The sequence below is a fragment of the Pseudoduganella violacea genome, assembly GCF_014191875.1.
Lineage (GTDB): Bacteria > Pseudomonadota > Gammaproteobacteria > Burkholderiales > Burkholderiaceae_D > Rugamonas > Rugamonas violacea_A.
Window position 1 is genome coordinate 202126 of record NZ_JACHXD010000006.1, and the last position, 20292, is coordinate 222417.

The following is a 20292-nucleotide window of genomic DNA, read 5'->3' on the forward strand; positions in this document are numbered from 1 at the left end:
CGCTATAAATTATTTTCAAAATTATCCAGCTGGCGCTTGAACAACTGCTCCTGCTGGCGGATATCGTCGGCGCTGAAGCCGTCGTAAGCGCGGGTGGTGCGGTCCCAGACTTCGGGCATGACCTGCTCCACGATCTTGCGGCCGGCGTCGGTCAGCGAAATCATCACGCAGCGGCGGTCGCCGGGGCGGTTGCCGCGCTGGATCAGGCCCTGGTTTTCCAGGTCGTTGCAGACCCGGGTCAGGTTGGCCGGCTTCTCCATGCACGCCTCGCCCAGGGTGGACGCGGTCGAGGTTTCGCCTTCGGAACCGTACAGCACCGCCAGCACCATATAGCTGGCGTCGACCAGGTCGTATTTGCGCAGCACCGCGTTGGACAGATCCTTCATCTGCTTTTGCACGTGGTAGGTCATGCGCATCAGACGCACCAGATCCTCCGGAAAGTCGGGGATGCGGCCACGGATATTTTTCAGGCGCTTATTGGTCGCGTCGAAACTGCTCATTGCGCACTCCTGTGCAAAATACTAAAGATTAAATTGTACTATCGTTGCACTAGGGGAAATCCAGTTTTATGCCTCCCCCCAGGGCCGCCATCAGCGTGGCGTAGGTATCCATACAACGACTTTGGACTTGCAAGAGCTGCTGTTGTTCATTCAGCAGAACCAGGCGCGCGTTGAGCATGGCCAGCGCATCGTTCATGCCGGCCTTGTACGAGCGCTCGGCCAGATCCTGCGAGCGGCTCGCCGTGCGCATGGCCTGTTCCGCCAGCTTTTGCTGCTCGCGCTCGGACTGCATACGCGCCACGGCGTTGGCCACTTCGGACAGGGCTTGCACCAGCGTCGCGTTGTACTGCTCCACCGCCATATCGTATTGCGCGCTGCGGTTGCCGAGCTGGCTGCGCAGGCGGCCGCCGTCGAAGATGGGCAGGCTCACGGCCGGCGCGATGCCGCGCGTCTGCGAGGCGGCGTTCAGGAATTTGCTGAAGCCCAGCGATTGCAGGCCGGCGAAGGCCACCAGGTTGATGTTCGGATAGAAGTCGGCGCGCGCGGCGGCAATGCCGTGGCTGGCCGCCTCCACCCGCCAGCGCTGCGCCACCAGGTCGGGACGGCGCGCCACCAGTTCGGCCGGCAGATTGCCGGGCAGGCCGTAGCCCGCTGGCAGGGCCGGCGCAGGCCGGACGATCGCATCACCGTCGCCCGGCCCTTTGCCGATCAGGGCCGCCAGCTGGTGGCGCAGCAGGGTCAGGCTCTGGCTGAGCTGTTCCTGCTCGCGCCGCCCGGCAGGCAGCGTGGTTTCAATGGCCGCCACATCGGCCTCGGTGGCCAGGCCGGCGGCGTGGCGGCGGCGCACGATGTCGAGAATGCGCTGGCGCTGGGCCAGGCTGTCGGCCACCGCGTCGTGCTGGGCGTGGGCCAGCCACAGTTGCACATAGCTGCGCACCACGGCCGTTTCCAGCGACAGGCGCGCCAGCTGGGCTTCGGCCGCGGCCATATGGGCTTCGTCCAGGGCGGCGGCCAGCAGGTCGCGGTTGCGGCCCCACAGATCGAGGTCATACGCGGCGGTGACGCTGGCATTGTTGCGCCAGGCCCAGTGGCCGGCTAGCGGCGGCGGCGTGCTGCCGTGGGCGGAATAGCGCTCGCGGTTGGCGGCGGCGCTGGCGTCGACGCGCGGCCCGGTGGCCGCTTCGGCCGCGCCGGCGACCGCCTCGGCCTGGCGCACGCGCGCCTGGGCCACCTTGAGGCTGGGATTGTCCTGGATGGCGGCGGCCACCAGGCGGTCGAGCTGCCGGTCGCCCAGGGCTTGCCACCATGTCTCCTCTGGCCAGGCGGCGGGCGGCGCGGCCGCGATGGCGGCGCCGGTGGCCAGTTGCGCGGCGGGCGTCAACTGCGCCTGCGGCTTGATCGAACCCATGTCGGCACAGCCGGACAGGGCAAGCAGCAGCAGGGCGGCGGGGGCGCGGAAACGCAGCATGGGCCTGGCTCTCTTTCGTGGAATTACTTGGCGTAGTGCTTGGTGGTCTGGGCCACGTCCTGGTCGGCTTCGGTTTCGATCAGCTTGCCGTTGCGGCGCGCTTCGAGGAACTCAGCCTTGACCTGTTCGCGGCTCAAGCCTTGCTGGGCGGGCGCGGCCTGGCTGGCGGCAGCGGCCAGCGGGGCGCTGCTGGCGGCGGTGGTGTTGCTGTCGGCGGCAAAGGCGGCGCCGGCGGCGGCAAGGGTCAGGATGGCGGCAAATACTTGGGTGGTTTTCATACGGTTCTCCTTCGGGAGTGGTGAGCATGAAGATAGTATATCTGTGAAAAATACATTTATGAAATAAAAAATTCCAATCGATGCCATTGGGAAAAACAATCAGGGGTGCGCCGCCGTCCGCCCCGCTTTGTTAGAGTGGACCTGCGTTTTTCACCGGCAGGAGGTCATCATGGCAGGCAATAGCAGTCTCGATCCCGACAACTTACCGGCCACGCCCGACCGGGTGCTGGGCAAGGGCCATGGCACGGGCGCCCTCGGCCCCAGCGACAGTTCCGACTCCGGCAGCGACGTGCAGGGCGCGCCGGGCCAGGGACCGCGCGAGCATGGCGGCGTGCAGCAAGGCACGAATGAAGACAGCGGCAGCGCGCCCACGGTCGGCGCCGATCTCGGCGATACCGATCTCGACAGCGATACCGACCGCAAGGGTACCGGCGAACGCGCCGCCGCCGGCCGCGATACGGTGGCCCCGGACGGCGCCGATATCGATGTCGACCATATTGAAACGGCGCCGTTGAGGCAGGAGGGCATGGCGCCGGACTAGGCGCCTGGATGTGATTTTTGGATAGAAATTCGATCTTGCTTTTTCGGTAATATCATCCCTACTGGCAACTCCGAAAGATCGAATGTTCGCGTTGTACCGCGGCGTCCGCCGTGTCACTGCCCACCGCTTGCGCCGGTGCGTGGCTTCCTGGGCCATGCCTGGCGCTTTGTGCATTCGCCCGCCGTTCCCGGGCATGCCTTCGCTCTCCCGGTTTTTCCAGCATCTGCCGGCCATGCCGGCGCCATCCCTCCCTCCTCAAAATGAGAAACTCCATGCGAATGAAATTGCTCTGCCGCCTTGTGGGCGCAGCCTTACTTCTGAATGTGCAAATCAATGCGATGGCGGAAATGCCGGGCTCCGTCAAAGCCGTGCATCCGCATGTCGGCTTGCTCAAGGAAGATGTCGACCGGGTGCGCAATTCGCTGGCATTGACGGCGCCGGATGTTTTTCCCGCCATGCAGGGCCGGATGCGCTTTAGCATCACCCCGCGGCGCAAGGCGCTATCCGATCGCCTCGAACAGGCGATTTTTGGAAGTATCCAGACCAAGAAAAACGGCTTCTTCATTCGCCATGTCGATGGTGATTCCGCGGACGGGAAAAAGATCCGGTTTCAGCTCGGGTTTCAGGATGCTGCGATCGACACGTATGCCGCCTCGCGCACTTTTGAACTGGAGGCGGATAAGGATGTCACGATTGAGCTGAGCTGGGACAGTGTCTCGGTGATCCTCACTGTCAATGGCACATCCTACAACTTGAAATGGGCTGCCAGTATGCCCTCGCCATGGTCGGCTAAAGACCAGCAGTATGTCTTTGGCGGCCGGACCGATGAAGTCATCAAGGACTTCAAGCTATGGAATGCCGCCAGCCAGATCGTTGCCCAGCATGATTTTCTGGATCTGGAATTGCAGGAGCCTGTCCAGGAATATTTACGCTCGGTCGATGCCGACTGGACGACGCTGCAAGGCTGCGCGCAGGTCGCCACACCGACCCGGCAAAACGGTTCGCTCTGCGATCTGGCCTTCCAGGGCCGCGGGACGATTACCGGGGCGGCGCGCCGTTTTGCGCTGGCCTACCTGCTGACTGCGCGGCCGCACTATATGGCGGCGGCGCGCCGTTTGGCCGACCAGATGTTCCTGCTGAAAGACAACGTCACGCAAGGCTTGCACGGTCAGCAGCTGAAGCTGGCGGTCGGCGGCGAATGGGCCATGTCTTCCCGCGTCGGCGCCATGGGCATTCTGTACGACTGGCTGTACGACACAATCGATGATCGCGATATTCCCACGGGCGCCGCTTTCGAAGGCCATAACCTCGGCAATTACCGCACCCTGCTGGCGCAAAACATCAAAGACACCATCGCCGCCAATCATGTGGGCAGCAGTGACGACCTGATCGGCCATATTTGCGGACAATATGCCACGCTCTCTACCAGTCCGCTGAATTGCAATGGGACGATGCACTGGGAAGAGAATATCAATCCCTCGATCGCTCCATACTACATTGCCGGCCATCACCAAAGCGCGATCGCCGGTACCGTGCAGGGCCTGCTGGCCATTGCCCATGACGACGCTTCCGTGCTGCCCTTGCTGAAGACCATGTATGGCCATTTCGAAAACGGCTTCATGCCGGCACGGGCCTTCATTTCTGTTGACGGCGGCAGCCAGGCTGCTTTTTCCTATGGCCTATCGGACATGCCGGAACGCGTGCGGCTGTGGGGCAAAGGCCTGGAAGGCACCGGCAGCGAGCCGGTTCTTCCCGGCGACTGGATGGCCCAACTGATCTATCCGTATATCTATGGCCTGCGCCATGATTACAGCTTCCCGGCCCGCGGCGACAACTTCGATTTATCGCTGAGGGACGGGTCAACCGGCCCGATGGCGCTGGCGGCCATCGTGGACAAGCAGGATCCGGCGGTGCTGGCTTTCTACCGTCAGCAGATCAAAGTGGCGCGGCGGTCGGTCTTAGGGGCGCCGTCGCGGCGCAATGTTGATCAGGCTCTGCTGGGCGAGCGCTTGAACTTTTCCTTTGCCGGCTATCCCGAAGGACGTATTGAAGACCTGCCGTTGTCGCGCCACTTCCGCGTCGCCGGCCTGGTGTTGATGCGTGATAGCTGGGATTATGCCAACGCGACTCTGCTAGACTTTAAAGCGACGTCCTTCGTCAGCGAAAACCACCAACATCTGGACCAGAACAGCTTCTCGTTGAACTATAAGGCGCCGCTGCTGCTGGATACCGGCCTGTACGACGAGTATGGCACCAAACACTGGCAGAACTATTACATTCGCACCATCGCGCACAACAGCATTGTCGTGTTCGATAAGGACGAGCAGTTCGTCTTCAGCAACAAAGTCCTGAGCAATGACGGTGGTCAGTGGTTCAATGACCGTCCGACCTATCCCACTTTGGCACAGATCCAGCCGGGTGGCAGCAATGCCCTGCATGGCGTAACGGCGTTCGAGGAAGGCGGCGATTACAGCTACGTCGAGGGCAATGCCAGCCGCGCCTATTCGCAGAATAAGATGGACCAGGAGAGTGGCTTTGTGCGCAGCATCCTGTTCCTGCGCGAAAACGATCGCAAGCCTGTGGTGCTGGTCTTCGACAGCGTGCGCACCAAGAACGGCCTGGCCGCCACCTCCCTGCTGCACACGGCGGCCAAGCCGGCGTATGCCGTGGGCGCCGACACCTTGGGCGACGGCCGCTACCAAGTCAAATTCGCGCCGAATACCGCCCGCGTGGCCACTATCCGCAACGGCGGCGGCATGCTGAACGTGCAGATGCTTCTGCCGCAGAACGCCGATGTGGTGCAGGTGGGTAGCGAAGGTGCGGGCGGCAGCGATTGCGCACAAGTGCCAGGCAGCGCTAGCCAAGCCCAGAACGCCAAGGATTGCCGCTTCATGGTGCGTGAGTTGCAAAGCGATGGTACCAGCTACAAATGGCGCAACTATCCGTACTTGCCATCGCAAAACCAACCGGGCGATGTTGGCGCCTGGCGCCTGGAGATTAGTCCTGCCGCCGCGCCGGCCGATGGTGAGGCGCAGTATTTCCTGAACGTGCTCGATGTCGCCGACAACGACCAGGGCACGGGTTTGGCCTCACCGGTGAAAGCCGAGCGTCTGGCCGCCAGCGATGCCGGGACCGAGGCGGTGCTGGTGCAGGAGCACCTCATGGTCCTGTTTAACCGCGCCAGCACGCCAGCGGGACGTTATGGCTGGAAAGCGCCATCGAATTACGGTGCCCTGATCGCCACCGGCCTGAAGCGCAATACCGAGTATGCGCTGAGTGAAGCAGCGGTCCCTGGCGGCTATACCTTCAAGCTGGAAGAGAAGGTTGGCGGTGGGTTGTTCAGCTCCAAGGACGGTGTGTTGCGCAAAGGCCGCTAAGTCCAGCGCCAGCTTGGCCGGCAACGCAGGGAAGTGCCGTACCGGCCTGCCCCACGCGTAGTCTGTGCCTGGCTTTTGACCGTCTGTCGCAGCCGGTGACCGTTTGTCGCATAAAAACGTCTCGGAAAGATGGTTTTTTGCTACGCTTGTGTCTCGCTATCAACAAGGAGACGCTGTAATGCAAGGTGCTTTCAACTGCCGTACCCGTTTGTTACCCGTGGCCGCCGCCAGCGCGGCCCTGCTGCTGGCCTGTGCCATGCCGGCGCAGGCGGCCGATGGCTTGTCCGATCTGAAGGCGGCACTGGCCCGGCTGCAAGGCACGGCCCCGCTCAAGGCTGCGCTGGAAACCAAGACCTGGCGCCGGATCGGTGAAGGCAAGGAGGTGGAAGAAAGTTCGGGCCAGGCCAGCATCGGCCTGGAAGAAAACGGCCAGGGTTTGCAGCTGATTTACGGCAAGGACGTGCTGGCCCGTATGGACAGTGAACAACGCGCCCAGGTCAAGAATCCGAATGCCAAGGCGCCGACGCTGAGCGTGGCGCGCGAACTGAGCCCGATCGAACTGCGCACCATGACGGCCGCCGCCGCCAATCTGGCGCGCCAGTTGGAGCGCGTGACCTACAAGAGCGAAAAGACGGCCGTGTACAACGGCAACCAGGTGCGCCAGCTGACCTTCTCGGTGCCGCTGGAAACGCTGAGCGACCGCGACCGCAAATACATCAAGGACTTCGACGGCACGTTCGACCTGTGGATTGCCGCCGACGGCACGCCGCTGGCCAGCCACACCCTGGTCAACGGTTCGGGCCGCGCCTTCGTCGTGGTCGGCTTCGACTTCCGCCAGGAGGAAGACGCCGTGTATGGCGTGTCCGGCGACCGCCTGCTGATGCTGCGCCGTGACAGCAAGCGCAAGCAGTCCGGCGGCGGCGACAAGAGCGATGAGCGCGTGGTCAAGACCTTGCAGCCGACGGCCTGATTTATTTCGGCAAGTGTGAGTATTGGATAGATAGTTTCTGCCTGCCGCTCTTTACCATGTCGCTTTTTCAAGCTTATTGAAAGGTCAATGACATGGTTCTGAAATCGCTCTGCCGCGCCATGGCGGCGGCATTCCTGGGCGGCCTGCTGGCCGTTCCGGCGCTGGCGCAGATGCCGGGGCCGGTAAAAACCGAGCATCCGCGCTTGCTGGCAAGCCAGTCCGACATCCAGCAGCTGCGGGACTCGATCATGCAAGGCGAGTTTCCCAGCGAAGGCGGCAGCATCACGGTCACTTTCACGTCCCAGTTGATCAAGCCGGCGGACGACGCCTACGCCATCCTGTTCGGCGCTTATGAGGGGCCGGGTGGCGACCGCCTGTTCATCCGGCACGTCGAAAGTGCGTCCGAAGCCACGGCACGTTTCCAGGCCGGCATGATCCGCGCCAACGGCACCGCGATCGGCGCCATGAGCTTCGCCGCCAAGCCGGACGCGAACGGCAATATCACCGTGGTGTTCAAGTGGAATAAGGCTGCGGGCACCGCCTCCGCCTCGCAGAACGGGAATCTGCTGTTCAGTGTGAGCAACAATGCCGATGTGAAGGCTTGGTCGCCCAAGCGCAATAACTTCCTCTTCGGCCCCCGGATTGGCGAGCAGATCAAGTTTGTGGAAGTCCAGGATGCGCAAGGCAAGAGCGTGCACCAGGCCAGCGGCATCGATTACGATTTGCACGGCAGCCTGACTTCGCTCTACATCACCGCTGACAAGATGCCGGGCTGGCTGGCCGCCTGCTCGTCCACTGACCTGACGGGAGCAGGCGTCTGCAATGTCGCCACGGCCGGGCGCAATGTGCTGATCGAGACGGCCAAGAATCTGTCGCTGGCGTACAAGCTGTCGGACAATCCCAACCATCTGACGGCCGCCAAGGCCTATGCCGACCGGGTGTTGAAAGCGCCCGTCAGCAATGGCGGCGAATGGTCGATGAGCTCGCGCGTGGGCGCCCTCGGCGTGCTGTATGACTGGCTGTATCTGGATCTGGGGCCGCAAGCGGTGGCCGGTGATGCGGCGCGGCGCAGCTATAACCAGGTCTTTGCCGACACGATCAAGGCCACCGTCGCCAGTAGCGTGCCGGAGAAGGACAATCTGGTCGACTCCACCTGTGGCCACGGCAACACGTTCTCGGCCAGCCGATTCGATTGCGAAGTCGAGCCGGTCTACGAAAACTGGAGTCCCGCTTCGGGCAAGCCGAGCATCTCGGCGCTCTATCTCACCGGGCATAATATGAGCGCCGTCAGCGGCATGGCCATGGGACTGCTGGCGATTGCCGACACGCATACGGAAGTGCTGCCCATGCTGAACACGGCGTACAAGCATTTCCAGTATGGTTTTGTGCGGGCGCGCGAGCAGGTATCGGTGGACGGCGGCAACCATGTCGGCTATGGCTACAACGCCTCGGGTGAGGTGGCCGAGCGCCTGCACATCTGGCGCAAGGCGCTGGCGACCGATAGCGCCACCGAGGTGCTGAAGGCGGACTGGCTGCCCAAGATGATCTATCCCTTCATCTACGGCCAGCGGCATGACAACACCTTCCCCGCGCGCGGCGACGTCTTCACCTTCAATGCCGGTTTCGGCAATCTGGCGGCGTTGGCCTTGAGCGCCGCCGCCCTCGGGAATGATCCGGTTGCCATGGGCTATTACCAGAATCAGATCAAGCCGGTGCGCCAGCGCAGCGAACGGATTCCCTTGCTATGGGAGCGCATGCTCTATCCCGCCACGGTTGCGCCGGCCGGCGTCGAAAGCCTGGAATTGGCGCGCCATTTCCGCACCGCCGGTTTCGTGACCATGCGCGACAGCTGGGATTTTGCCCAGGCGGCCATGCTCGATTTCAAATCGACCTCCTTCATCAGCGAGAACCACCACCACATGGACCAGAACAGCTTCTCGCTGAACTACAAAGCGCCGCTGTTGCTGGACGCCGGCCAGTACGACGAATACAACACCCCGCACTGGTGGAACTACTATACCCGCACCGTCGCGCATAACAGCATCCTGGTCTTCGATAAAACCGAGGTTTTCAAGAGCGATAAGGATGCGCTGTTGAGCAACGACGGCGGCCAGTCGCTGGGCGGCCGCTCGCGCTACCCGACGCTGGAACAATTGAAGGAAGGGCAGTCGCATTGGCTGCAGGGCGTGACCGCTTTCGAAAACGGCGACAGTTACAGCTACACGGCGGGCAATGCCAGCCGCGCCTATTCGGCCAACAAGCTGGAGCAGGAAAACGGCTTCCTGCGCCATGTGCTGTTCCTGCGCGATCCGGCGCGCCGCTACGACGCCGCCAAGGCCAAGCCGATTATCCTGGTCTTCGACAGCGTGCGCACCAAGAACGGCCTGGCCGCCACCTCCCTGCTGCAGGCGGCGAACAAGCCGGCCAGCAATGCCGGCGAAGCCGATGAAGGCAATGGCCGCACCGCGCTGGCTTTCGCCGATAGCGCGGAGCGCCGCACCACCATCCGCAACGGCGGCGGCATGGTGACGGTGGAAACCTTGTTGCCGGAGCAGGCGCGCGTGGTGCGGGTCGGCCTGAACGCCAACGAGAGCGGCCAGTGCCGGCAAGCGCCGCTGAAGGATGAAACGGCGCCGGTGTTCAGCAATGATTGCCGCTATCTGGTGCAATACCCGGTGGGGAACGGTCAATTCGCCTGGTATAACTACCCCAACGATCCCAGCAAGGTCAATGTGCAGAAGGCCGATGCCGGCGGCTGGCGCCTGGAAATTTCCCCCCTCACCGCGCCCGCCGCCGGCCAGGCGCAGTACTTCCTCAACGTCCTGAATGTGGCCGACAACGATGGGCAAAGCGGCCCGGTCAACCGCTCGGTGGCCAGGCGCCTGAACCGCGTCAACGAGGCAACCGAGGCGGTGCTGATTCAGGACCGGCTGATGGTCTTGTTCAACCGCGGCGTCGCGCCGGTTGGCGCCTACGGCTGGACGTCGGCCAGTGGCTATAGCGAAATCCTGGCAACCGGCCTGAAAAAGAATGCCGCCTATGTCTGCCGCCGCCAGAGCAAGGACGGCGTCTACGTCTACAAGGTGGAGGAGAGCGCGGACAGTGCTGCCCGCAACAGTTCAGGCGAAGGTGTGCTGAGCTGCACGGCACAGGGCTGAAACCTGCGCTGAAATAAAGAAAGCCCGCAATTGCGGGCTTTCTTTGGTGCGGACCAGAACTAGGCTCAGGCGAAGTTCTTGGCCACGAAGTCCCAGTTCACCAGGTTCCAGAAGGTTTCCACGTACTTCGGACGGGCGTTGCGGTAGTCCACGTAGTAAGCGTGTTCCCACACGTCGCAGGTCAGCAGCGGCTTGTCGGTGGTGGTCAGCGGGGTGGCGGCGTTGGAGGTGTTCACGATGTCGACCGAACCGTCGGCCTTTTTCACCAGCCAGGTCCAGCCGGAACCGAAGTTGCCGACACAGGACTTGGTGAAGGCTTCCTTGAACGCGTCGAAGGAACCCCATTTGGCGTTGATGGCGTCAGCCACGGCGCCCGTTGGCGCGCCGCCGGCGTTCGGCGCCATGCAGTTCCAGTAGAAAGTGTGGTTCCAGACCTGGGCGGAATTGTTGAAGATGCCGCCGGAGGATTTCTTCACGATCTCTTCCAGGGACAGGTTCTCGAACTCGGTGCCTTTGATCAGGTTGTTCAGATTGGTGACATAAGCCTGGTGGTGCTTACCATAGTGGAACTCCAGCGTTTCCTTGGAGATGTGTGGTTGCAGCGCATCCATTGCATACGGCAGAGGTGGCAGGGTATGTTCCATTTGTCATTCCTTATTAGTTAAGACGGTACGTCTGTTTTTTGGCGAAACGGTCATTATTGTAAACGCTAAGCCGCGAGCCTGCTCGCCGGCGTGTCAGCGGCGGCGCGTGGTTTCGCGCACCACCAGCTCCAGCGGCGGAATGGCCGCCTGCGCCGGCTCGCCATTGATCAGGCGCAGCAGCGAGTGGGTGGCGATGCGGCCCATATCATATAAGGGCTGGCGGATGGTCGTCAGCGGCGGCGTCGTATAGGCGGAGCCGGGCAGATCGTCGAAACCGACCAGGGAAACGTCGTCCGGCACGCGGATGCCCTTGCGGTAGAGGCAGAGCCGCACGCCATAGGCGCTCAGGTCGTTGGCGGCGAAGACGGCCGTGAACTGTTGCTGGCTGTCGAGCAGGTGGCTGGCCGCCAGCAGGCCGCTGTTCTCATGGAAGTTGCCTTGCACGATAAGGCGCGGATCGGCCTTGATGCCCGCTTCCTCGAGCGCGCGGCGGTAGCCTTGCAGGCGCTCGGCCGCATCGACATTGTCTTCCGGTCCGCAGACGAAGGCGATGCGGCGGTGGCCCAATTCCAGCAGATGGCGCATGGCCAGCCAGGCGCCGTACTCGTTATCGAGCTTGAAGCCGAGCGCATGGCCGGTCTTCAGCGCGCGCCCGGTGGACACGATGGGACGCTGCCGGGCGAACTGCAGCACCGCCTCGTCGGCCATGCGGCCCGAGAGCAGGATGATGCCGTCGACCTTGCGCGCCAGCAGCAGGCGGATGCGCGCGGCCTCCTCCTGCGCATCCCAGTGGCCGCTGACGATGACCGAGGCATAGCCGGTGTCTTTCAGGCCGTCATCCACGCCGCGCAGGGTCTCGTCGAAGAAGGGCGAAGAGATATCCTGCACCACGATGCCGATGGTATGCGAGCGGCCCTTTTTCAAGCCCTGGGCCATCTGGTTCGGCGCGAAGCCGGTGCGGGCGATCGCCGCCATCACCGCCTGGCGCTTCTCATCCGACACCTTGGCCGTGCCGTTCAGGATGCGCGACACCGTTGAAGGCGACACCCCCGCCTCGCGCGCCACGTCCAGCAAGGTGCTGGGGGAAGCCATACCGTCATCCATCCAATGCCATCCAATCATGAAAACCTTTTCATTTCTAGCCTACCACGTTTGCCTTGCCGCCGGGGGGCGTGGCCGGATTGCGACGAAGGAGTTGACTTCTTTTTAAGCAGGGTGTTAAATGGCTGCACTTATGAAAACGTTTTCATGAAAAGAAAACGCCCACAACGGAGACAACTTGATGAAGCATCGGATTTTTGCCGCTGCGCTGCTGGCCGGCTTGTCGGCGGGCGTGGGCGCGGCGTCTGGCGCGCTGACCGTGGCGTCTTTTCCCGATCTGGACCGGGCCGTGAAGACGGCGCTGCCGCTGTGGCAGAAGACCCACCCGGAGATCCCGGTGAAGCTGGTCAGCCTGCAGATCGAGGATCACCATAATTCCATGACCACGGCGCTGGCGGCCGGCGCGCGCCTGCCGGACGTGATGGCGATCGACTTCGGCTATATCGGCATCTTCGCCGAATCGAAAGGGCTGGAGGACTTGCTGCAGGCGCCCTACGGCGCGGGCCAGTACCGCAAGCAGTTCGTGTCCTACACTTCGGCCCAGGCTACGGGCTCGCGCGGCAACCTGGCGGCGCTGCCGGCCGATATCGGCCCGGGCCTGCTGTTCTACCGCAAGGATCTGCTGGACAAGGCGGGCGTGGGCGAGGCCGAACTGACCCGCTCCTGGGAATCGTATATCGAAGCGGGCAGGAAGCTGAAGGCGGCCACCGGCGTGTACCTGCTCTCGCGCGCCGCCGACCTGAAGGACATCTATATCCGCGCCAACCTGAAAGACGGCGAAGGCCTCTACTTCGGCGACAAGGGCAGGGTGCTGGTCGATACGCCGCGCTTCGCGCGCGCCTTCGAACTGGCGAAGGCCGCCCGCGCGGCCGGCATCGACGCCAAAACCGTGCTGTGGACCAGCGAATGGTCGGAAGGCTTCAAGCGCGACAAGGTCGCCAGCCAGATGATGGGTTCCTGGCTCAGCGGCCATTTGAGCAAATGGCTGGCGCCCGGGTCGGCCGGCAAATGGCGCGCGGCGCCGCTGCCGGGCGGCGCGCTCGCCTCTTACGGCGGCTCCTTCTACGCGATTCCGAAGAAGGCCGCCAACAAGGAGGCCGCCTGGGAGTTCATCAAGTTCATGACCATCAACAAGGAGGTGCAGCTGAACGCCCTGCGCGAGATCGCCGCCTACCCCGCGCTGACGGCAGCCCATGCCGACGCCGCCATGGACGAGGCCCAGCCTTATTTCGGCGGCCAGAAAACGCGGCTGCTGGCGCGCGACGCGGCGGCCCGCATCCCGGTGATTCGCGTCGACAAATACGACACCATGGCCAATGAAGTCGTCAACGCGGAACTGGACAAGGTGCTGGTGCAGAACAAGGACATCAAGACCGCGTTGCAGGATGCGAAGGACTTGATCGAACGCCGGGCGCGCCGCTGATGGCCCGTCCTCAGCCACAAGGAGAATCCATGACTTCCCCCAGCCTGGCCCTGGACGGCGCCGTGCCGCGCCGGTCGCAGCGCCGCCGCTTCGACGCGAAGAAGTGGGCGCCGTATCTGTTCATCAGCCCCTTCTTCATCCTGTTCGGCGTTTTCAGCCTGTTCCCGCTGCTGTTCTCGGTCTACCTCTCGTTCAACCAGTGGGACGCGGCCAGCGGCATCACGGCCATGCAGTGGGTGGGGCTGGAGAATTACCGCTTCGCCCTGAACGACCCCTGGCTGTGGAAATCGCTGGGCAATACGGTCTGGCTGGCGCTGGCCTCGGGCGTGCCGCAGCACCTGGTGGCGATCCCGCTGGCGGCCTATATCCACCACGCCTTCCGCCGTTCGCGCAACGCGGTGATCGGCCTGTACTTCCTGCCCTTCATCACCTCCAGCGTGGCGATTGCCATGGTGTTCAACACCCTGTTCTCGCGCGAGTACGGCGAAATCAATCTGCTGCTGCGCGCCCTGTCCCAGATGCCGCTGCTGGGGGCACTGTTCCCCGCCGAGCCGATCGACTGGCTGAATAGTTCGGATTTCATCAAGCCGGCCGTGGCCTTCGTCATCTTCTGGCGTTACCTGGGCTGGAATATCGTGCTGTATATCTCGGCCCTGCAAACCATTCCGCGCGACCTGTACGAAGCGGCCACCATCGACGGCGCCGGCAAGCTGCAGCAGTTCTGGCATATCACCTTGCCCCAGCTGCGGCCCATGATGTATCTGGCGGTGATGATGACCATCATCGGCAATCTGCAGATCTTCGAGGAACCCTTCATTCTCGCCGGCGAGTCGGGCGGGGCGGGGCAGGCGGCGCTGACGACCGCGATGTTCGTCTACCGCACCGCGTTTTCCACCGGCGACTTCGGCACCGCTTCCGCCATGTCCTGGCTGCTGTTCCTGTTTATCGCCGCCGCCAGCTGGGGCAACAGCCGCCTGTTCAACCGCAAGGAAGGAGGCGAGCGATGAGCGCCGCCATGACTGCCGCCATGCCGCCGCGCATGCGCGACCTGAATCCGGCCCAGCGCGCCGCGCGCCTCGGCGCATGGCTGCTGGTCGGCACGGGCGCGCTGCTGATGATCATGCCCTTCTATTTCATGTTCGTCTTCGCCACCCATACCAGCGCCGAGATCTACAGCTTCCCGCCGCCGGCCTGGTTCGGGCCGGACGCGCCGGGCAACCTGAAACTGCTGGAAGAGCGCCTGCCGTTCTGGCGCAATATCGGCGTCAGCCTGTACGTGGCCCTGATGCAGACCGGGCTGACCTTGTTCTTCTGCTCCCTGGCCGGCTACGCCTTCGCCATGTACGAGTTCCGCTTCAAAAAGCCGCTGTTCGCCCTGGTCATGGCCTCGATGATCATCCCGGCCTTCATGAATATGGTGCCGACCTTCATGCTGATGGACTTCATCGGCTGGCTCGATCAGCCGCGCGCCCTGTACGTGCCCGGCGCGGCGGGCGCGCTCGGCATCTTCTTGATGCGGCAATACATCGCCAGCGCCATTCCCAGGGAACTGGTGGAGGCTGCCCGCGTCGACGGCTGCGGCGAATTCGGCATCTACTGGCGCGTGGTGCTGCCGTTGGTGGGACCGGCCATGGGCACGCTGGGGCTGATCACCTTCATTAATTCCTGGAACAACTTCATCACGCCGCTGGTGGTGATGCGCTCCGTCGAAAACTACACGATTCCGCTGGCCCTGCGCAGCATGCAGGCGCCCAACGATACGGAGTGGGGCGCGCTGATGGTGGGCGCCGCCATTGCCGTGCTGCCGCTGCTGATCATGTTCATCATCTCGTCCCGTCGTCTGATCGAAGGGCTAACCCAAGGCGCCGTCAAAGGCTGATCCAACCATGACATCCATGAGCAAACTCACATTCCCGCCAAGCTTCGTCTGGGGCGCCGCCTCCAGCGCCTACCAGGTTGAAGGAGGCGCGGCCGAAGGCGGCCGCGCGCCGTCGATCTGGGACACCTTCACCCATACGCCCGGCAAGATCATCGACGGCAGCAGCGGCGACGTGGCGTGCGACCATTACCACCGCTATGCGGAAGACGTGGCCATCATGGCCGCCATGGGCGTGCAAGCCTACCGCTTTTCCATCGCCTGGCCGCGCGTGCAGCCGCTCGGGCAGGGCGCGTGGAACGAGGAAGGCTTTGCCTTCTACGGCCGCCTGCTCGATGCGCTGGAAGCGCAGGGCATCGCCGCCCATCTGACCCTGTACCACTGGGACCTGCCGCAGGCGCTGGAAGAGCAGGGCGGCTGGCGCGTGCGCGCCACGGCGCGGCATTTCGCCGCTTACGCGGCGGAGGTGGCGCGCCGCTTCGGCCACCGCGCCGCCACCATCGCCACCCATAACGAACCGTGGTGCACCGCCAATCTGGGCCACGGCGTGGGCCAGTTCGCTCCGGGCGAAGCCAATCCCGCCGTGGCGGTGCAAGTGTCCCATCATCTGCTGCTGTCGCACGGCTGGGCCATGCAGGCCATGCGCGAACTGGGCGTGAAGGCGCAGCTGGGCATCGTGCTCAATCAGTGGACCTCCGACCCGGCCACCGCCTCCGCCGCCGACCGCGCCGCCGCCGATTTCGAATGGGCGCGTTCGGTCGCCTGGTTCATGGACCCGATCTTCAAGGGCCGCTACCCGGAGCTGGCCCTGCAAAAACTCGACACCTCTCTTTTGTCGATTCATGAAAACGATTTCACGGCGATTCGGCAGCCCATCGACTTCCTCGGCGTGAACTACTACTTCCGCCATTTCGCCAGCACCGAAACGCCGCCGCGCCAGCCCGAGGGCGCGCTGGGCTTCACCGACATGGGCTGGGAAGTCTATCCGCAGGGCTTGACCGAACTGCTGCTGCGGCTGAAGGCGGAGTATCCGCTGCCGCCCCTGTGGATCACGGAAAACGGCATGGCCAACGCCGACCGGCCGCAGGAGGGCCAGGTGCACGACCAGGCCCGCATCGAATACGTCCAGCTGCATCTGCAGGCGCTGCAGACGGCGATGCAGGCCGGCGTCGATGTGCGCGGCTATTTCTACTGGAGCCTGATGGACAACTTCGAATGGAATTCCGGCTACGCCAGGCGCTTTGGCCTGGTCTACGTCGATTACGCCACCCAGCAGCGCACCCTGAAGGACAGCGCCTACTGGTATCGCGGCCTGATCGCGGAGCAAAGCTGAGCATGGCCGCCATCTCCCTGCGCGGACTGCGCAAATCCTACGACGGCGGGCCGGAAGTGGTGAAGGGGCTGGACCTGGAGATCGCCGATGGCGAATTCATGGTCTTTGTCGGCCCTTCCGGCTGCGGCAAATCGACGCTGCTGCGCATGATCGCCGGACTGGAAGAGATCAGCGCCGGCGAACTGCTGATCGGCGGCGCGCTGGCCAATCGCCTGGCGCCGGCTGAACGCGGCGTGGCCATGGTATTCCAGAGCTACGCCCTGTATCCGCATATGACGGTGCGCGAAAACATGGGCTTTGCGCTGAAGATGGCGCGCGTGCCGGAGCGGGACATCCGCATCGCGGTCGACCGCGTGGCGGACATCCTGCAGATCGCCAGGCATCTCGAGAGCAAGCCGCGCGCGCTGTCGGGCGGAGAACGCCAGCGCGTCGCCATCGGCCGCGCCATCGTGCGCCAGCCCAAGGTCTTCCTGTTCGACGAACCCCTGTCCAATCTGGACGCCTCGCTGCGTGTGCAGACCCGCATCGAACTGGCCAGGCTGCACAAGGAGCTCGGCACCACCATGGTGTATGTGACCCACGACCAGGTGGAAGCCATGACGCTGGGCGACCGCGTCGCCGTCTTCAACGGCGGCTATATGGAGCAGGTGGGCGCGCCGCTGGCGCTCTACTCGCGGCCGCGGACGCGCTTTGTGGCGGGATTTATCGGCGCGCTGCGCATGAACTTCCTGCCGCTGCGGGAGATCAGCGAGGGCGCGGCGGTGGTGTCGGAACGCTGCCGCATTCCGCTGCCGCCAGCGGCCGGCGCGCCAGGCGGCGCGGTGCTGGGCGTGCGTCCCGAGCATCTGAACATCGTCGCGCCGGAGCAGGGTTGCCCGGCCCGCGTCAACCTGATCGAGCAGCTGGGCGACGCGCAGATCGTGCACGCCACGCTCTGCGACAGCCCGCACACGGTCGCCATCAAGCTGCACGGCGGCCAGCGCCTGCCGCTCGAACCGGAGCAGTTGATCGGCTTTGTTCCCGAACCGGACAGGGTTTTCCTATTCGACCGGGCCGGCCGCGTGCTGGCCCCGCACTAAACACAGGAGGTGACGACCACGCACGCGCTGCAATAGCCGGTAGAGCTATGAGATATTCCCCAATCAAGGAAAGAGGATGACATATATGAAGCACGCGAAAAAGAAAGTGATCTGCACGCTGGCGCCGTTCGCGCTGATGCCCTGCGCCGCCCTGGCCCAGGAAAACGCCGCCGCCCCGGCTCCGGCGCAGGCCGCGCCGCCAGCCGCCACGGGCGCGCCGGCCGATATGGAACGCATCGTGGTCACGGCCACGCGCCGCAACACCTTTGTGCAGGAAACCCCGCTGGCCGTCACCGCCTACAACCAGGACACGCTCGCCAACAACCAGGTCAAGGACCTGGCCTCGCTCACCACCATGGTGCCCAGCCTGACGGTGGAGCAGCACGGCGACTCGGGCGGCGTGCACGTATACATGCGCGGCGTGGGTTCGGCCAATCACACCGAACTGGGCGACCCTGCCGTCGCCTTCTATGTGGACGGCATCTATTCGCCGCGGCCCCAGGGCGCGACGGCGCTGATGTATGACCTGAGCCACGTCGAAGTGGCGCGCGGCCCGCAAGGCACGCTCAATGGCCGCAACTCCACCGCCGGCGCGGTGAACCTGGTGTCCGGCGCGCCGGCCACGGACCGGATTTTTGGCTCGGGCAGCATCGTCGCCGGCGACCGCCACCGTCTGCAGACCCAGGGCATGATCAATATTCCGCTGGCCGGCAATGTGGCCCTGCGCGTGGCCGCCATCAAGGACAGCCACGACGGCTACGTCGATTTCCGCGCCGGTTCCAACGTGCCGCCCGGCGCGAAGCAATACGGCGCCGAGGACAAGATGGGCGCGCGCGCTTCGCTGCTGTGGAAGCTCACGCCCGAGTTGCGCGCCACGCTGATCGCCGACTACTACAAGGACCAAGGCGCGGGCAACGTCTACCTGGCCGCCGAGCCGGCGCCAGGCAGCGAGCTGCGTTCGGCCCTGATCGACTCCCCGGGATCGCTGGAGCAATCCATCATGACCTGGAAGGGCAAGCTCAATTACCGGCCCAGCGAAGCGCTCGACTTGACCTATCTCGGCAGCTGGAGCCGCTACCAGCGCCGTAACGTCAACGACGCCGACGCCGGCCTGTTCCCCGGCTTCAAATCCGAGAACCGCACCGAATGGGCCAAGTTCGACAGCTACTCCCACGAATTCCAGGCGCGCTCCGACAGCGACGCCCCGTTCCAGTGGGTGGCCGGCGTCTTCCTCTTCGGCGAAAAAAACAAGGTGCGCTTCGACATCGACCGCAGCCAGGTGGCGCAAGCCACGGTGGACCAGGACCTCGCCGCCGGCAACGTCATCTTCGTGCGGCCCACGGTGGGCGAATACGCCTCCGCCATGTCCTTCATCCAGGGCAACCGGCAACTGAAATCGCGCGCCGTCTTCGGCCAGGTCAGCCAGCAGCTCAGCGACAGTATCAAGCTGACGGCCGGCGCGCGCTACACCAAGGACCACAAATTCGATATCGGCGGCCAGAATTGGGCCTGCCCCAACTGGCCCGCCAACACCCCGCGCGGCACCACCGTGCTCACGCCCGACCAACTGCGCCAACTGGTCACGCCCGGCACGGGCTTGATCAACACCCACAATATCGGCCCGGGCGGCGTCATCTCCGCCGCGGCCTGCGGCAACACGCCCGGCGACAACACGGCCGACCTGCGCTACGGACAAGCCACCTGGCTCGGCCGCGTTGAATACAAGCTGCGGCCCGAGATCCTGCTGTTCGGCTCCGTCACCACCGGCTTCCACTCGCCAGCGATCGGCGACGGCGGCGCCACCACCAAGCCCGAAAAACTCACCAGCTACGAGATTGGCTTCAAGTCCGACCTGCTGAACCGCGCGCTGACGCTGAACATCGACGCCTTCCACATGAAATACAAGGACAAGCTCGAATCGCAAGTCGTCAACAGCGTGCTCGCCAACTTCAACGCCGCCGGCGCCACGGTGCGCGGCATCGAAGCCGAATGGACCTGGCGGCCGACGCGCTCCGACCGTCTGAGCGGCAACGCCACCTGGCTCAAGGCGCGCTACGACGACTTCCTCTCCTGCGACGTCGACAGCGCGCGCGCCAACGGCCAGGTATGCGGCGCCAGCGCGCCCAATGTGAATGTCGGCGGCAGCGTCATGAAGCACGCCCCGACCTTCGCCACCACCTTGCAATACGAGCACGACTTCATCACCGGCGGCGGCCTGCTGACCCCGCGCATCTCGGCCCACTACGAAGGCGCAACCTTTGTCGGCGCGGGCGCCTTCAGCAACGACGTCCCCGGCCACGCCGGCGTGAAAAAGCAGAAAGCCTACAGCACGCTGGACCTGAGCGTGCGCTACCAGCCCGCCAACAAAGCCTACACCGCCGAAGTGTTCGTGAACAACGCCACCAACAAGGACGTCAAGCTCGACGTGGTCGAATTGTGCACCGACACCGGCATGCCCTGTCAGCCGCGGCAGCAAATCTACGGCGCCTTCTACAACGCCCCGCGCAGTCTCGGCGCCCGCCTCAGCATGAAGTTCTGATCCAC

The 20292-nt window shown here is 64.0% G+C and carries 15 protein-coding genes; 10 read left to right on the top strand and 5 right to left on the bottom strand.

Translation table 11 applies throughout. The features are described 5' to 3' along the window. Positions 1–2 precede the first annotated feature (2 nt). The 3 genes from FHS03_RS12940 to FHS03_RS12950 are packed head-to-tail and all read right to left on the bottom strand — an operon-like array spanning position 3 to position 2246. Entirely contained in the window at positions 3–500 is a 498-nt protein-coding gene (locus tag FHS03_RS12940; protein ID WP_183441377.1) for a MarR family winged helix-turn-helix transcriptional regulator, read from the bottom strand. 49 nt (positions 501–549) lie between these two features. After that, entirely contained in the window at positions 550–1968 is a 1419-nt protein-coding gene (locus FHS03_RS12945; RefSeq protein ID WP_183441378.1) for an efflux transporter outer membrane subunit, read from the bottom strand. 23 nt (positions 1969–1991) lie between these two features. Further along, positions 1992–2246 carry a DUF4148 domain-containing protein gene (locus FHS03_RS12950; protein ID WP_183441379.1) on the bottom strand — a complete coding sequence of 85 codons (255 nt, stop codon included), beginning with the start codon at positions 2244–2246 and terminating at the stop codon, positions 1992–1994. A gap of 169 nt (positions 2247–2415) precedes the next feature. Between FHS03_RS12950 and FHS03_RS12955 the strand changes: the two genes are divergently transcribed. The 4 genes from FHS03_RS12955 to FHS03_RS12970 all read left to right on the top strand — a co-directional run bounded on the left by FHS03_RS12955 (position 2416) and on the right by FHS03_RS12970 (position 10292). Beyond that, positions 2416–2787: a hypothetical protein gene (locus FHS03_RS12955; RefSeq protein WP_183441380.1), complete on the top strand. Its 372-nt coding sequence runs from the start codon at positions 2416–2418 to the stop codon at positions 2785–2787. A 110-nt stretch (positions 2788–2897) separates the two neighbouring features. Continuing rightward, positions 2898–6164 (top strand): heparinase II/III domain-containing protein, encoded by a 3267-nt coding sequence (locus FHS03_RS12960; RefSeq protein WP_183441381.1) that lies wholly within the window; start codon positions 2898–2900, stop codon positions 6162–6164. A gap of 178 nt (positions 6165–6342) precedes the next feature. Next, on the top strand, positions 6343–7134 hold the full coding sequence (locus FHS03_RS12965) for a hypothetical protein (RefSeq protein WP_229426191.1): 792 nt from the start codon (positions 6343–6345) through the stop codon (positions 7132–7134). Between the two features lie 92 nt (positions 7135–7226). Continuing rightward, positions 7227–10292, top strand: coding sequence for a heparinase II/III domain-containing protein (locus tag FHS03_RS12970; RefSeq protein WP_183441382.1), 3066 nt, complete (start codon positions 7227–7229; stop codon positions 10290–10292). Between the two features lie 65 nt (positions 10293–10357). On the opposite strand, the gene sodB is transcribed toward FHS03_RS12970, so the two are convergent. Both sodB and FHS03_RS12980 read right to left on the bottom strand, forming a co-directional pair. After that, complete coding sequence (sodB, locus tag FHS03_RS12975) at positions 10358–10936, bottom strand: superoxide dismutase [Fe] (protein WP_183441383.1); 579 nt, start codon at positions 10934–10936, stop codon at positions 10358–10360. Positions 10937–11029: 93 nt separating this feature from the next. Further along, positions 11030–12028 carry a LacI family DNA-binding transcriptional regulator gene (locus FHS03_RS12980; protein WP_229426192.1) on the bottom strand — a complete coding sequence of 333 codons (999 nt, stop codon included), beginning with the start codon at positions 12026–12028 and terminating at the stop codon, positions 11030–11032. Between the two features lie 190 nt (positions 12029–12218). On the opposite strand from FHS03_RS12980, the gene FHS03_RS12985 reads away from it, so the two are divergent. The 6 genes from FHS03_RS12985 to FHS03_RS13010 all read left to right on the top strand — a co-directional run bounded on the left by FHS03_RS12985 (position 12219) and on the right by FHS03_RS13010 (position 20287). Next, positions 12219–13460: an extracellular solute-binding protein gene (locus FHS03_RS12985; protein ID WP_183441385.1), complete on the top strand. Its 1242-nt coding sequence runs from the start codon at positions 12219–12221 to the stop codon at positions 13458–13460. A gap of 29 nt (positions 13461–13489) precedes the next feature. Next, the gene (locus FHS03_RS12990) at positions 13490–14467 is read left to right on the top strand and encodes a carbohydrate ABC transporter permease (RefSeq protein WP_183441386.1); all 978 of its coding nucleotides are present in this window, start codon (positions 13490–13492) and stop codon (positions 14465–14467) included. Continuing rightward, entirely contained in the window at positions 14464–15339 is an 876-nt protein-coding gene (locus FHS03_RS12995; protein WP_183441387.1) for a carbohydrate ABC transporter permease, read from the top strand. The genes FHS03_RS12990 and FHS03_RS12995 overlap by 4 nt, the downstream gene beginning before the upstream one ends. Before the next feature lie 16 nt (positions 15340–15355). Then, complete coding sequence (locus tag FHS03_RS13000) at positions 15356–16669, top strand: GH1 family beta-glucosidase (protein WP_371871664.1); 1314 nt, start codon at positions 15356–15358, stop codon at positions 16667–16669. A 2-nt stretch (positions 16670–16671) separates the two neighbouring features. Beyond that, positions 16672–17748, top strand: a complete 1077-nt coding sequence (locus FHS03_RS13005; protein ID WP_183441389.1) for an ABC transporter ATP-binding protein — start codon at positions 16672–16674, stop codon at positions 17746–17748. Positions 17749–17833: 85 nt separating this feature from the next. Further along, positions 17834–20287: a TonB-dependent receptor gene (locus FHS03_RS13010; RefSeq protein ID WP_183441390.1), complete on the top strand. Its 2454-nt coding sequence runs from the start codon at positions 17834–17836 to the stop codon at positions 20285–20287. Positions 20288–20292 lie beyond the last annotated feature (5 nt).

What these genes read in the sequence shown, in the direction of transcription:
- FHS03_RS12940 (WP_183441377.1), bottom strand. Translation starts at nt 500, where the DNA reads ATGAGCAGTTTCGACGCGACCAATAAGCGCCTGAAAAATATCCGTGGC.
- FHS03_RS12945 (WP_183441378.1), bottom strand. Translation starts at nt 1,968, where the DNA reads ATGCTGCGTTTCCGCGCCCCCGCCGCCCTGCTGCTGCTTGCCCTGTCC.
- FHS03_RS12950 (WP_183441379.1), bottom strand. Translation starts at nt 2,246, where the DNA reads ATGAAAACCACCCAAGTATTTGCCGCCATCCTGACCCTTGCCGCCGCC.
- FHS03_RS12955 (WP_183441380.1), top strand. Translation starts at nt 2,416, where the DNA reads ATGGCAGGCAATAGCAGTCTCGATCCCGACAACTTACCGGCCACGCCC.
- FHS03_RS12965 (WP_229426191.1), top strand. Translation starts at nt 6,343, where the DNA reads ATGCAAGGTGCTTTCAACTGCCGTACCCGTTTGTTACCCGTGGCCGCC.
- FHS03_RS12970 (WP_183441382.1), top strand. Translation starts at nt 7,227, where the DNA reads ATGGTTCTGAAATCGCTCTGCCGCGCCATGGCGGCGGCATTCCTGGGC.
- sodB (WP_183441383.1), bottom strand. Translation starts at nt 10,936, where the DNA reads ATGGAACATACCCTGCCACCTCTGCCGTATGCAATGGATGCGCTGCAA.
- FHS03_RS12980 (WP_229426192.1), bottom strand. Translation starts at nt 12,028, where the DNA reads ATGGCTTCCCCCAGCACCTTGCTGGACGTGGCGCGCGAGGCGGGGGTG.
- FHS03_RS12985 (WP_183441385.1), top strand. Translation starts at nt 12,219, where the DNA reads ATGAAGCATCGGATTTTTGCCGCTGCGCTGCTGGCCGGCTTGTCGGCG.
- FHS03_RS12990 (WP_183441386.1), top strand. Translation starts at nt 13,490, where the DNA reads ATGACTTCCCCCAGCCTGGCCCTGGACGGCGCCGTGCCGCGCCGGTCG.
- FHS03_RS12995 (WP_183441387.1), top strand. Translation starts at nt 14,464, where the DNA reads ATGAGCGCCGCCATGACTGCCGCCATGCCGCCGCGCATGCGCGACCTG.
- FHS03_RS13000 (WP_371871664.1), top strand. Translation starts at nt 15,356, where the DNA reads ATGAGCAAACTCACATTCCCGCCAAGCTTCGTCTGGGGCGCCGCCTCC.
- FHS03_RS13005 (WP_183441389.1), top strand. Translation starts at nt 16,672, where the DNA reads ATGGCCGCCATCTCCCTGCGCGGACTGCGCAAATCCTACGACGGCGGG.
- FHS03_RS13010 (WP_183441390.1), top strand. Translation starts at nt 17,834, where the DNA reads ATGAAGCACGCGAAAAAGAAAGTGATCTGCACGCTGGCGCCGTTCGCG.